The organism is Microlunatus endophyticus (genome assembly GCF_014646195.1).
In the GTDB taxonomy this organism is placed as follows: Bacteria; Actinomycetota; Actinomycetes; order Propionibacteriales; family Propionibacteriaceae; genus Microlunatus; species Microlunatus endophyticus.
The window spans coordinates 1-13,276 of the sequence record NZ_BMMZ01000020.1 but is presented as its reverse complement, the minus strand read 5'-3'; the positions used below and the strand labels follow the sequence as shown (position 1 = coordinate 13,276).

Annotated in this window: 12 protein-coding genes; 8 read left to right on the top strand and 4 right to left on the bottom strand. The window is 66.3% G+C overall.

Features of this window, described 5'->3' with window-relative positions; genetic code table 11:
- The first annotated feature begins 43 nt into the window (after nt 1–43).
- The 4 genes from IEY07_RS23250 to IEY07_RS23235 all read left to right on the top strand — a co-directional run bounded on the left by IEY07_RS23250 (nt 44) and on the right by IEY07_RS23235 (nt 6,069).
- The gene (locus tag IEY07_RS23250; protein ID WP_188898433.1) at nt 44–631 is read left to right on the top strand and encodes a hypothetical protein; all 588 of its coding nucleotides are present in this window, start codon (nt 44–46) and stop codon (nt 629–631) included.
- Between the two features lie 66 nt (nt 632–697).
- Nucleotides 698–2,278 (top strand): beta-N-acetylhexosaminidase, encoded by a 1,581-nt coding sequence (locus tag IEY07_RS23245; RefSeq protein ID WP_188898431.1) that lies wholly within the window; start codon nt 698–700, stop codon nt 2,276–2,278.
- A gap of 36 nt (nt 2,279–2,314) precedes the next feature.
- Entirely contained in the window at nt 2,315–4,903 is a 2,589-nt protein-coding gene (locus IEY07_RS23240; protein ID WP_188898429.1) for an alpha-mannosidase, read from the top strand.
- Entirely contained in the window at nt 4,900–6,069 is a 1,170-nt protein-coding gene (locus IEY07_RS23235) for a pyridoxal phosphate-dependent aminotransferase (RefSeq protein WP_188898427.1), read from the top strand. The genes IEY07_RS23240 and IEY07_RS23235 overlap by 4 nt, the downstream gene beginning before the upstream one ends.
- Here IEY07_RS23235 and IEY07_RS23230 read toward each other — a convergent pair.
- The 3 genes from IEY07_RS23230 to IEY07_RS23220 are packed head-to-tail and all read right to left on the bottom strand — an operon-like array spanning nt 6,066 to nt 7,343.
- Nucleotides 6,066–6,371 (bottom strand): 4Fe-4S binding protein, encoded by a 306-nt coding sequence (locus IEY07_RS23230; RefSeq protein WP_188898425.1) that lies wholly within the window; start codon nt 6,369–6,371, stop codon nt 6,066–6,068. The genes IEY07_RS23235 and IEY07_RS23230 overlap by 4 nt on opposite strands.
- Entirely contained in the window at nt 6,368–6,934 is a 567-nt protein-coding gene (locus tag IEY07_RS23225) for an NADH-quinone oxidoreductase subunit C (RefSeq protein ID WP_188898424.1), read from the bottom strand. The genes IEY07_RS23230 and IEY07_RS23225 overlap by 4 nt, the downstream gene beginning before the upstream one ends.
- Complete coding sequence (locus IEY07_RS23220; protein ID WP_229670592.1) at nt 6,927–7,343, bottom strand: NADH-quinone oxidoreductase subunit B; 417 nt, start codon at nt 7,341–7,343, stop codon at nt 6,927–6,929. The genes IEY07_RS23225 and IEY07_RS23220 overlap by 8 nt, the downstream gene beginning before the upstream one ends.
- A 140-nt stretch (nt 7,344–7,483) precedes the next feature.
- On the opposite strand from IEY07_RS23220, the gene IEY07_RS23215 reads away from it, so the two are divergent.
- The 4 genes from IEY07_RS23215 to IEY07_RS23200 are packed head-to-tail and all read left to right on the top strand — an operon-like array spanning nt 7,484 to nt 12,605.
- On the top strand, nt 7,484–9,367 hold the full coding sequence (locus IEY07_RS23215) for a 2-oxoacid:acceptor oxidoreductase subunit alpha (protein WP_229670583.1): 1,884 nt from the start codon (nt 7,484–7,486) through the stop codon (nt 9,365–9,367).
- Nucleotides 9,368–9,375: 8 nt separating this feature from the next.
- A complete protein-coding gene (locus IEY07_RS23210) occupies nt 9,376–10,449 on the top strand; it encodes a 2-oxoacid:ferredoxin oxidoreductase subunit beta (protein WP_188898482.1) in 1,074 nt (357 codons plus the stop codon).
- A gap of 6 nt (nt 10,450–10,455) precedes the next feature.
- On the top strand, nt 10,456–11,406 hold the full coding sequence (gene rarD / locus IEY07_RS23205) for an EamA family transporter RarD (RefSeq protein WP_188898418.1): 951 nt from the start codon (nt 10,456–10,458) through the stop codon (nt 11,404–11,406).
- A 50-nt stretch (nt 11,407–11,456) separates the two neighbouring features.
- Entirely contained in the window at nt 11,457–12,605 is a 1,149-nt protein-coding gene (locus IEY07_RS23200; protein ID WP_188898416.1) for an MFS transporter, read from the top strand.
- On the opposite strand, the gene IEY07_RS23195 is transcribed toward IEY07_RS23200, so the two are convergent.
- A complete protein-coding gene (locus IEY07_RS23195) occupies nt 12,599–13,105 on the bottom strand; it encodes a nucleoside deaminase (protein ID WP_188898414.1) in 507 nt (168 codons plus the stop codon). The genes IEY07_RS23200 and IEY07_RS23195 overlap by 7 nt on opposite strands.
- Between the last annotated feature and the right edge of the window lie 171 nt (nt 13,106–13,276).

Here is a 13,276-nt window from a genome sequence, read left to right as displayed (position 1 = left end):
TGGATATGCTGCCGGTAAGCCAGCACCCGGGCAGGGAGGCGGGATGAAGCGTCGACTCCGACAAGGCATTCGACGAGTCCGTGTCCGCGCTGCTCTGGCACTGGCCGGGGTGGCGGTGCTCGCAGTCAGCAGCACCACGGCAGCCTGGACCGACACCGCGCCGGTCACCGGCACGACGCTGTCGGCACTGACGGTCCCACCGGCGACTGGAATCACCTGCCAGCTGACGAATCCGAGCAGCGGCTACTACATGGGTCTGACGATCCGGGCGACGGTGCCGACCGGCGCCCAGTACTCCTACCAGGTGCAGCTCGTCCGGCTGGCAACACCCGACACGGTGATCTGGAGCCATGCGCCGACCTCGAGCATTGGCGGGGCATTGACGTATGTCTTCACCCAGGCCGACATCATCGCCGACCAGCCCACCGCCGGCAGCCAACACATCGACTACTACGCGAAAGTCATCGTCCAGTTGGCGAACACCATCAGTTGGCAGTCGACGCCGACCCAGATCAACTTCGACGCGCAGAACGCTCCTGGCGGGGTATTCGGCGTCGGTGCCGGTGTCTACTTCGGGAGCGTCCAAGGCTCGACCTCGCCGGGCGGCCAGCCGGGCCAGTGCACGACCTGATGCGCAATTCTGCGTGATTCGGACCAGGCCGTACAGAAAAGAACACTCGCCCATTAGGCTGCTGTCATGTCACAGCTCGATCTGCTGCCCCGCCCGAAGTCCGTCAGCCAAGGCGACGGCACGTTCACCCTGACCGCCGATCTGGCGATCTCCGGACCTGCGGAATGGGCCGCGATCGTACGCCGCCTGCTGACCCCGGGAACCGGCCTCGATCTGCCGCCGGCCGACGACGGCGCCCTCAAGATCATCCGGGACGACGACCTGGACGCGGAGGCGTACGCGCTCTCGGTGACCGCGGCCGGGATCACCATCACCGCCGCCGACGACCGGGGCGTCAACTGGGCCACTCAGACCCTGCGGCAGCTGCTGCCGGCGCAGACCTTCGGCCCGGCGCCGATCAGCTCGGGGCTCGCGGTTTCCGTGGTCGAGATCGCCGACGAACCGCGCTTCGCCTGGCGCGGGGTGATGCTCGACACCGGCCGACACTTCATGCCGTACTCCGACGTGATCTCATTCATCGACCTGCTGGCGATCCACAAGTACAACACCTTCCACCTGCACCTGACCGAGGACCAGGGTTGGCGGTTCGAGTCCAAGAAGTACCCGCAACTGACCCAGCACGCGAGCTGGCGCTCCGAGACCAGGAATCCTCACTGGGCGGCCGGTGACGGCACCCCGCACGGCGGCTACTACACCCAGGACCAACTGCGGGCGATCGTCGCCTACGCCGGCCAGCGCGGCATCAATGTGGTGCCGGAGATCGAGTTCCCGGGCCACGTCCGGGCGATGCTGGCGGCATTCCCCGAGCTGGGCAACCATCCCGAGGACGCACCTGGCGCCGCGACCACCTGGGGCGTCTTCCCCGAGGTCCTCAACATGAGCGACGCCTCGCTGGAATTCGCCTTCGACATCTGGGAAGAGGTCCTGGAGATCTTCCCCAGCAAGTACATCCACGTCGGCGGCGACGAGTGCCCGCGGGTCGAGTGGCAGCAATCCGATGCGGCCAAGCAGCTCGCCTACGACAGGGGGCTTCCCGGTGTCGACCATCTACAGCGCTGGTTCACCGAGAAGCTGCGAGACTGGCTGGCCGAGCGTGGCCGGCAGCTGGTGGGTTGGGACGAGATCAACGATGAAGGCATCCTGACCGGTGCGGTCACGATGGCCTGGAGGGACGAGAAGTACGGCGTGATCGCGGCCGAGGCGGGTGGCCAGGTGGTGATGTCGCCGGTCAGCAAGACCTACTTCGACTACTACCCCAGCACCGACGACGCCGAGCCGTACAGCATCGGTGGCGGCATCACCACCGAGCGCGCCTACAGCCTGGAACCGACCGAGGGCATCCCCACCGAGCTCCATGATCGAATCCTCGGCACCCAGTGCCAGATCTGGACCGAATACATGCCGTCGGCCCGGCGCGTGCAGTACATGCTCTACCCGCGAGCCTGCGCCCACAGTGAGGTCGCCTGGTCCGACCCCGAGGGACGCAGCTGGGAGGAATTCTCCGGCCGTCTCGAAGGACATCTCACCCGGCTGGACGCACTCGGCGTCAACTACCGGCCCGAAGCCGGACCGCTGCCCTGGCAGCAGGGCGGCACCGGTGCCTGGGAGCGGCCGCAGCAACACCGCAAGAACGCTTCCCAGGGCTGACTCACCGCCGCCGGGCGGGCCTGGCATCATCGCACCATGACCGCACCGGGGCCACCAGCCACACCGCCGCCGGCTGCGCCGGACCGCCGCATCTTCATGATCGGCAACGCGCATCTCGACCCGGTATGGCTATGGCCCTGGCAGGAGGGCTACCAGGAGGCCCGGGCGACCTTCCGCTCGGCGCTGGACCGGATGGACGAGTACGACGATTTCGTCTTCACCTGCGACCAGATCGTCCTGCTCTCCTGGGTCAAGGAGTCCGATCCCGAACTCTTCGAACGGATCCGGGAGCGCGTGGCCGAGGGCCGTTGGGTCAATGTCGGCGGCTGGTGGGTCGAGCCGGACTGCAATATGCCGATGGGCGAGTCCTTCGCCCGACAGGGGCTGTACGGCCAGCGCTTCCTGATCACCGAATTCGGTCGGCCGGCGACGGTCGGCATGAATGTCGACCCCTTCGGCCACAACGCCATGATCCCGGCGATCCTGCAGGCCCAGGGCATGGACAGCTACACCTTCCTGCGACCCGGCCCGCATGAGGCGGATCTCTTCGACACGCCGTTCTGGTGGCAGGCTCCTGACGGATCACGGGTGCTGGCCTCCCGGATCCCCTTCGAATACTGCTCACCCGGAGGCGACATCTCCTGGCAGGCGGAGAAAGCGCTCGGTCAGCTCGACCGCAGCCGCGAGGCCGTGATGGTCTTCTACGGTGTCGGCAACCACGGCGGTGGACCCACCAGGGCCAATATCGACTCGATCCATCGCTGGGACAGAATGGGCAGCTTCGGGAAGTTGATCATGAGCTCACCCCGGGACTTCTTCGACGAGACCCTGGCCGCCGGCACCGACGATCTCCCGGTCTGGAGTGCGGATCTGCAGCATCATGCCGCCGGCTGCTATTCGTCACATTCGGCCATCAAGACCTGGCAACGTCGCGCCCAACACGCCGTGCTAACCGCTGAACGATGGGCGATCGTCGCCGATCTCATCGGCGGCGATGTCCCGGCGACTGATCGCTATCCCCGTGAGGATCTCGAACGGGCCTGGAAACAGGTGCTCTTCAACCAGTTCCACGATCTGCTGCCCGGGTCGGCGATCGAACCGGGCTTCGAGGACGCCCGTGATCAACTCGGCGAAGCCGTCGCGATCAGCAAGCGGATCACCACCCGGTCCCACAACACCATCGCCCGCCGGATCGACATCCCGCAGATCGACGGCACCCAGCCGGTGGTGATCTTCAATCCGCACCCCTGGCCGGTGTCCACACCGGTGCGGATCGACTACGGCGGGCAGCCAACGGGCGTCCAGGTGACCGACGAGGATGGGGAAATCGTCACCAGCCAAGAGATCCAGGCACTGTCGACCACCGCCGACCGATCGCGCGGCGGCGTGCTTTTCGCTACCGAGCTGCCGCCGCTCGGCTATCGCGTCTACCGGATCCGACCGGCGTCGTACGAAAGCGCCTGCACCGGCCATGCCGCAGTCTCGGTGGAGACCGTCGCCGACGGTTCGGTCAGCCTGGAGAACGACGACCTGCGCATCACCATCGATCCGCGGACGGGTTGGCTGTCATCCCTGCTGGACAAGCGGACCGGAGTTGATCTTGCCGGCCGCGGCCCGCACTGGCAGGTCTGCCAGGACCCCTCCGATACCTGGGGACACCGGGTGGTCTCGTACGCCTGGCCCGGTGAGGATTTCCCGGTCACCGGGATCCGGGTCACCGAGTCCGGTCCGGTGCGCGCCGCCGTCCGGGTCGAACGCGGCTGGGGACGTTCGACCATGATCGAGACCTATTTGCTGGCCGCCGGTGACGATGCGATCGAGCTCGACATCGTGCTCGACTGGCGCGAGCCCGCGCACCTGCTCAAGCAGCGCTTCCCGATCGCCGTCAGCGATCCGCGGGCCACCTTCGAGATCCCGTACGCATCCCTGGAGCGGCCGGTCAACGGCTCCGAGGAGCCGGCCCAGTCCTGGGTCGATCTGTCCGGGACGCTCGGCGAGCAGGCCGTGGATCAAACCGCGGGCCTGGTGGTGATCAACAATGCCAAACACGGCTACGACGCCTCCCCGGCCGACTCCCCTGTCGCGGATACCGATCCGAGTATCGGCATCACCGCGGTCCGCAGTCCGGTCTATGCCTGGCACGATCCCTACGAGTTGGAGCCGAACGGGATCTACCGGTTCCAGGCCCAGGGCGAACAGCACTGGCGGTGCCTGCTGGTGCCGCACTCCGGTAACTGGCGGACCGTCCAGCCGACCCGGCGCGCGCTCGAGCTTGGTGCCGGACCGCGCGCGATGCTGGAGAGCTTCCACCCGGGCCCACTGCCATCAGAGCAGAGCTTCGCCGAGGTGATCACGACCGACGGCACAGGCCACATCCTGGCGACGGCCGTCAAGGGCTCGGAGGAACCGACCCGCAACGATGGGGCGGACCTGATCATCAGGGTGTCGGAGACCAGCGGCCGGCCGGCCACAGCGTCGATCCGGCTGCCGGTGATCGGCCGGTCGTTCGACTGCGAACTGAAGCCGTACCAGTTCCGGACCTTCCGCGTCCCGGCCGACCGCCGCCGGCGGATCCGCGAGACGAATCTGATCGAAACCGACGATCGTGATAGGCAGGGCATATGACCGAGCTCACTGACCGGCAGCCCCTGGTGACGAGGATGCGCGCCTTCGGGACCACGATCTTCGCCCAGATGTCTGCTCTCGCGCTGGAGACCGGCTCGGTCAACCTGGGCCAGGGTTTCCCCGACACCGACGGTCCGGCGGAGATCCTCGAGGCCGCGACCCGGGCGATCAACTCAGGACACAACCAATATCCGCCGGGTCCCGGTGTGCTGCCACTGCGGGAGGCGATCTCGGAGCACCAGTTGACGTACTACGGCCTGGACTACGACCCGAACGGCGAGATCCTCGTCACCGCCGGAGCGACCGAGGCGATCACTGCCGCGATCCTGGCACTCTGCGAGCCGGGCGACGAGGTGATCGCCTTCGAGCCGACCTACGACTCCTATGCCGCGTCGATCGCCATGGCCCATGCAGTGCTCAAGCCGGTCCGGTTGGACGGCCCGGATTTCGCTCTTGATCATGACCGGCTGCTGGCTCAGGTCACCGACCGCACCAAGTTGTTGTTGATCAATACCCCACACAACCCGACCGGTCGGGTGCTGACCGAGACCGAGCTCGGCTGGATCCGTGATCTTGCCGTCGAACGGGATCTGATCGTGATCACCGACGAGGTCTACGAGCATCTGGTCTACGAAGGCGTACACCGGCCGCTCGCCACCTTCGAGGGCATGCGGGAGCGTACGATCCAGGTTTCCTCGGCAGGCAAGACCTTTGCGGTGACCGGCTGGAAGGTCGGCTGGGTGTGCTCGACGCCGGAACTGGTGTCCGCGGTGACCACGACCAAGCAGTTCCTCACCTTCGTCAACGCCGGACCGCTGCAGTATGCGGTCGCCGAAGGACTCCGGCTGCCGCCCGAGCGACTGGCCGAGGTCGGGCAGCGTCTGAAGGCCGCTCGTGATCAGCTCGCCGAGGGTCTGACGTCCGCCGGCATCCCGCCCTTCCGTTGCCAGGGGACGTATTTCCTCACCTCGGACGTGTCCGTGCTCGGCTACGACGACGGCGTGGACTTCTGCTTCGACCTGCCCAAGAAGGTCGGCGTGGTGGCCATCCCGAGTCGGCTCTTCTATCTCGACCCGGGTCCGGCGAAGTCTTATGTGCGCTTCGCCTTCTGCAAGAAGCCCGCAGTGCTCGCCGAGGCTGCCGAACGACTGGCCAGGCTCCGTTAGCGCAGCTCCTCGATCTCGTGGGTCAGCCCGGCGGCCGTAGTCACCCCGGAGACCGGATCGCTCGCCCACTCCAACGCGTCGAAGGGGCACTCCTCGACGCAGATCCCGCAGAACATGCACAGCGACCAGTCGATCGCGAACCGGTCCAGCACATTGGTCGTACGCTCCCGGGCACCCGGCGGCAGATCGGGGATCGGCTCGGTGTGCGAGTCGATCGTGATGCACCAACTCGGGCACTCCCGGGCGCAGATCATGCACGAGGTGCAGTTCGCCTCGATCAGCCGGATCGCGCCGTGACTCATCGCCTTCGCCGCCGCACCCGACCACCGACCGCGGACTGCGCAACCTCTTCGGGATCCGGTTCGCCCTCGGGATTCCGATCGCCCCAGATCTCCGGCTCCGGAACGCCCGGGGGCACCATCCGTCGCCGGCTCGGTGCTCCCCCGGGCTCCTTGGCGCCCGGCCAGTCGATGCCGGCCCGCGCGCCGAGCACCGCATCCTTGCGCAGCGGTGCCCCCACGTAATCCTCCGAGAGCAGGAGCCGTCGCGGATCGCCGCCGATGAAGTCGATCGCGTACAACTCCCCCGACTCGCGTTCGTGCCAACCGGCGCCGGCGAAGACGTCGACGATGCTGGCCAGCCGCGGTTCGTTCCGCGGGATCACGGTCCGCAGCAGCACCGCACGGCCCGCAGCCAGATCGACGAGCCGAGTGATGACCTCGAAGTCGCCCTCGTCGAATTCACCGGCCCGGCCGATCTGGTCGACCGCGCCCAGCCAATCGAAATAGTCGTACCCGTCGGTCTTCGCAGCGGCGACTGCCTCGTGCCACTCGGCAGCCGAGACCCGACGACTCACCTCAGACACGCGCGCGCTCGCTCAACTCGTCGACGATCGTGGCCAACGCCTCGGGCGGCGGCGGGCATCCGGGGACGTACGCGTCCACGGCAACCAGCTGATCGATGCCCTTGGTGACGCTGTAGGAATCCCAGTAGGGGCCGCCGGCGGAGGCGCAGGCACCGAAAGCGACCACCGCGGCACTCGGCACGGCTGCACGGATCCGGGAGACGATCGTCACGACCGGGCCGGTGAGCTTGTCGGTGACTGTGCCGGAGATCACCACGACCACCCGTGAACCGGCGGGCAGGTCCTCGACCCGGACAATTCCGGCCGACGTGCGTCCGTACGACGCAGCCTCGAATTCGAGCGTGCAGCAGGCCAGTCCGACGTCGACGACGTAGGTCGACCCGTCCCCGTACCAGTCCCAGAACTGCATTCCCGCCACACGCGCACCCTACTTCGGATGACCGTCCTCCGGACGACTGCGGCTTGCAGGGTAGGACACACTTACTATGGGTCGGGTTGCCATCAGCAACTCACCGCTACAGGCGCAGGTACGGACGTAGGGAAGGCCAAGTGACAACAGCCGCGAGCCAGCAAGAAGACGCGGTCAAGACTCTCGACCGGGTTGTGATCCGGTTCGCCGGCGACTCCGGCGACGGCATGCAGCTCACCGGTGACAGGTTCACCGCGGAATCGGCGATCTTCGGCAACGACATCTCGACGCTGCCCAACTTCCCGGCCGAGATCCGCGCACCAGCGGGCACTTTGCCGGGCGTCTCGAGCTTCCAGTTGCACTTCGCCAATCGCGACATCATGACCCCGGGTGACAAGCCGGACGTGTTGGTGGCGATGAATCCGGCTGCGCTCAAGGCCAACATCAGTGATCTCGCCCGCGGCGGCGTGATCATCGCCGACACCGCCGATTTCACCAAGCGCAATCTGGACAAGGTCGGCTACGCGTCCAATCCGCTGGAGGACGGCTCGCTGGCCGATTACCAGGTGCACGCGCTCGATCTGACCGGGATGACCACCGAGGCGGTCAAGGAATTCAGGCTGACCCGCAAGGACGCCGGCCGGAGCAAGAACATGTACGCCCTCGGGCTGCTGTCCTGGCTCTTCCATCGTCCGGTCGAGCCGACGATCAACTTCCTGGAGACCCGGTTCGCGACCAAGCCGCAGCTCCGCGACTCCAATATCAAGGCCTTCCGGACCGGGTACGCCTTCGGTGAGACCACCGAGGTCTTCGCCTACAGCTACGAGGTCGCGCCGGCCCCGATGCCGAAGGGCACCTACCGGCAGATCTCCGGCAACCTGGCCCTGGCGTACGGGCTGATCGCGGGCGCCCGCAAGGCGGACCTGCCGCTCTTCCTGGGCGCGTACCCGATCACCCCGGCCTCCGATGTGCTGCACGAGCTGAGCAAGCACAAGCGGTTCGGCGTGACGACCTTCCAGGCCGAGGACGAGATCGCCGGGGTCGGCGCCGCGTTGGGTGCCAGCTTCGCCGGACACCTGGGTGTCACGACCAGCTCGGGACCCGGCATCTCGCTGAAGATGGAGACCATCAGTCTCGCGGTGATGACCGAGTTGCCGTTGGTGATCTGCGACATCCAGCGGGCCGGGCCCTCGACCGGCATGCCGACCAAGACCGAGCAGGCCGACCTGTTGCAGGTGATGTATGGCCGTAACGGTGAGGCTCCGGTGCCAGTACTGGCGGCCCAGTCGCCGTCGGACTGCTTCGACACCGCGGTGGAAGCCGTCCGTATCGCTGTCAAGTACCGGACACCGGTTTTTGTCCTCAGCGACGGTTATCTGGCCAACGGAGCCGAGCCGTGGCAGGTACCTGACCTGTCCGGCATCGCGCCGATCGACCCAGCGTTCGCAACCGCGCCGAACGGCGACAACGACGAATTCCTGCCCTACAAGCGGGATCCGGAGACGCTCGCCCGCCCGTGGGCGATTCCGGGCACCGCCGGTCTCGAGCACCGCATCGGCGGCATCGAGAAGGCCGACGGCACCGGCAACGTCTCCTACGACCCGGCCAACCACGATGCGATGGTGCGGATCCGGCAAGCCAAGATCGATGGAATCGTGGCCGACGTCCCCGATCTCGAGATCGACGATCCCAGCGGCGGGGCGCGGGTGCTGGTCCTCGGTTGGGGCTCGACCTACGGCCCGATCACCGCAGCCGTACGCCGGGTGCGGGCGACCGGCCGGTCCATCGCCCAGGCCCATCTGCGGCACCTGAATCCCTTCCCCGCCAATCTGGGCGAGGTGCTGAAGGCCTACGACCGGGTGATCGTCCCGGAGATGAATCTGGGCCAACTGGCCCTGCTGCTGCGCGGGAGATTCCTCGTCGACGTGCAGTCCTACTCGCGGGTCCGCGGCCTGCCGATCTCGCTGTCGGAGTTGGCCGAAGACCTGCAGACCGAAATTGATGATCTTGGAGTGACAGCGTGAGTGTGGAGATCAGCACCACAAGCAACGGGCAACGGTCCGGGCTCGCGGGCGTACCGCTCGCCGTCGAGCCGTTGAATCGCAAGGATTTCACCACCGACCAGGAGGTCCGCTGGTGCCCGGGTTGCGGTGACTATGCGGTGTTGTCGGCCTTCCAGGGCTTCATGCCCGAGGCCGGGATCAAGCGCGAGAACACCGTGATCATCTCCGGTATCGGCTGCTCGTCGCGGTTCCCTTATTACGTGGATTCCTACGGGATGCACTCGATCCACGGTCGGGCTCCGGCCATCGCCACCGGAGTTGCGACCTCGCGTCCTGATCTTGGCGTCTGGGTGGTGACCGGCGACGGCGATGCGCTCTCGATCGGGGGCAACCATCTGATCCACGCCTTGCGGCGCAACGTCAACTTCACGATTCTGCTGTTCAACAACCGGATCTACGGGCTGACCAAAGGCCAGTACTCGCCGACTTCGGAGATCGGCAAGATCACCAAGTCGACGCCGTACGGATCGCTGGACAATCCGTTCAACCCGCTGTCGCTGGCGCTCGGTGCCGAGGCGACCTTCGTCGCCCGGACGGTCGACTCCGATCGCAAGCACCTGACCGCGATGCTGAAGGCGGCCGCCGAGCATCGGGGCGCGTCCTTCATCGAGATCTACCAGAACTGCCCGATCTTCAACGACGACGCATTTGCCGCCGTCAAGGAGAAGGACACCAAAGCTGAGGCCATCATTCCTCTGGTCGACGGCGAACCGATCCTCTTCGGTATCGACAACCGACTCGGCGTGATCCGCGACCAGCAGACCGGCGAACTCAAGGTCGCCGAGGTGGCCGAGGTGGGCCTGGAGAACATCGTCGTCCACGACGAGCATCATCCCGATCCGGCGTACGCCTTCGGTCTTTCCCGGCTGACCACGCCGGGTGTGCTGGAGCGGGCTCCGATCGGCATCTTCCGCAGCGTCGACGCGCCGGCCTACGACGACCTGGCCCGCGAGCAGGTGGCGGCCGCCGCCGAGAAGTACGACTCCGACGACGACGCACTGCAGCAGATGATCAACGGCCGCGACACCTGGACCGTCGACTGAGGGACGTTGACTGGAGACACTGATCGCAGGGCCGACAAGACCGGGCTGCTCTACGGCCTGATCGCGTACGGGATCTGGGGTCTGGTCCCGCTCTTCTGGAAGCTGGTCGACCAGGCCTCGGCCGGCGAGATCCTCGGCATGCGGATGATCTGGTCGCTGGTCTTCGCGATCATCCTGGCCGTCATCACGCTGCCGCGCGACTGGTTCGTCCAGATCGCCAATCGCCGTACGTTGTTGCTGCTCGCGGCCGCCTCGGTCGTGGTGTCGATCAACTGGGGCACCTTCATCTGGGCGACCAACCACGGGCACGTCACCGAGACTTCGCTCGGCTACTACATCAACCCGATCGTGTCGATCCTGTTCGGCGTCGTGTTGCTGCATGAGCGGTTGGCGCGCTGGCAGTGGCTGGCCGTCGCACTGGCCGCGGCGGCTGTCGTCGTGATGACGATCGAGTACGGCCGACTGCCGTGGATCTCGCTGGTGCTGGCGTTCTCGTTCGGATCGTACGGTTTGATCAAGAGCCAGGTCCGGGCCGGTGCGCTGCAGACGCTGGTGATCGAGTCCGGTGTGATGTTCGTGCCTGCCCTGGTGTTCTTGATCATCCTGCAGGTCCGCGGCATCCTGACCTTCGGCCATCTCAGCTGGCTCCACAGCCTGCTGCTCGCCGCCGGTGGTCTGGTCACCCTGGTGCCGCTGATCCTGTTCAGCGCTGCAGCCAGGCGACTGCCGCTGACGGTGGTCGGGATGCTGCAGTATCTGGCGCCGACGATGACCTTCCTGCTCGGAGTGTTCTACTTCGGCGAAGAGATGTCGCCTGGCCGCTTGATCGGTTTTGTGATGGTCTGGATCGCGGTGATCATCCTGACGATCGGCATGGTTATCACCCTGCGGCGATCCGATGCGGCTGCTATCGTCACGGACATGAAGGACTCACCCGGCGTTTCGGGCACGCGCTGACACATCCGTCGGACGCGTGCCGGCTCCCAACGTCGTGAGAGTTCCTTCCTGTGTTCGTGGTCGTCCTGGCCTGCCTGGCCTTCTTCAGTCTTGCCCTGCCCGATTCGATGCTCGGGGTCAGCTGGCCGAGTATGCGCATCGACTTCGGCGAATCCGTCAGCGCGGCCGGACTTGTGCCGCCGGTCGGTATCGCCGCCAACCTCGTCTCGACCATCCTGACCGGCCGCCTGGTCGCGCGGCTGGGTGTCGGGCGGCTGCTGACAGCGGGCGCCGTGCTGTCGACGATCAGCCTGCTGGTCGGTGGCCTGAGCCCCACCTTCCGGATGTTTCTGGTCAGCGTCGTACTGGCGGGCCTGTCCGCCGGCGCGACCGACACGTCCCTGAACGCGTACGCCGCCCGCCGGTTCGGTGCGCGCAAGATCAACCTCCTGCACGCCTCGTACGGGGTGGGTGCGGTCGTATCACCGCTGATCGTGACCGCTGTCCTGCAGTTCCACCTGACCTGGCGGTGGGCCTACCTGATCGTCGCAATGCTGCAGGCCGGGCTGTCGATCATCTTTCTGACCACCCGCCGGAGCTGGGCGCGACCGGTCGATGTTGATCATTCCAGGGCAGACAGGAATGCTCCTGCCTGGTCACGTCCGGTCATGATCAACACCGGCATCGGCCTGCTGGCCGTCGGGGTCCAGACCGGCATCGAGTCGAGCGCCGCGCTGTGGTCGTACGTCTTTCTCACCGGTGCTGCCGGCGTCCGACCGGGCGTCGCGGGCGTTGTCGCCTCTGGCTACTGGGCGACAATGGTCGTCGGGCGGCTGCTGCTCGGGTCACTGGCCGAGCGGATCGGCGCCTGGCGGGTGCTGGGACTCAGCGTCGGCGGTCTGCTGGTCGCGGCAGCGCTGGTGCTGGTCTCATCGCCGGCAACGGCGATCATGGGGATCGTGTGCTTCGGACTGGCGGCTGCGCCGGCCTACCCACTGTTGATCTTGACGACTGCGGAACGGACCTCGATCCGGGTTGTTGATCAAGTCGTCGGACTCCAGGCCGCAGCCTCGTCGGTCGGCGCCGCGCTGATCCCGCCGGCGGTCGGGTTGCTGATGGGACGGTCGCTGCACTTGTTCGCACCGGCGATAGCGGTGCTCAGCGCGTGTGCACTGGGATTGCAGATCGTCGTGCGGATCCGTCGGACCGCCGCTCACTGACGCGCAGCCAGCCCCCGACACCACTCCCGCATCCCGTGCGGACCGTCACCAGCGGCGTATTCACCGAAGAGCTCCTGGGACTCTGCCCGTCGGATGCCTCCGATGATCTCCGCCGGGCGACGGAAGAAGGCCAGCTCGTTCGGCGGGGACCAGAGCTTGATCAACTCGTGAGCTCCGTCGTCGGGTGACTCGAGCCCGTACCAGATCTTCTGCACCCCTAGCGTGACTGCGGTGCCCATGCACATCAGACACGGTTCGAGATTGACCGCGAGGATCAGCGGTTCGTCGCGTTTCCTGAAGCCGAGGATCTTGTCCGCCTCGACCATTGCCAGCAGGTCGGCGTGGGCGATGTGCCGCTTGAGTGCATGCTCGCCGGTATAGGCACGCCCGATCACCTCGTCGCCGGAGATGACCACCGCGCCGATCGGCATTTCCCTTGCAGCCAAGCCATCCCGCGCAACGTCGAGTGCCAGGCCGACAGCGGTTTCCGGAGTGAACACGCGCTGATGTTAGTGGTCGCACCTTCTTGTCCACAGGGTTCGGAGTGGTTTGAAGGGTTATGTCATCTCGCAGGACATCGGTGACGGTTTGAAGGGTTTATGTGATGTCTCAGGAGATCGGTGACGGTTTTGCATCAGGACATCGGTGACGGTTGTTGTGTCAGGACTTCG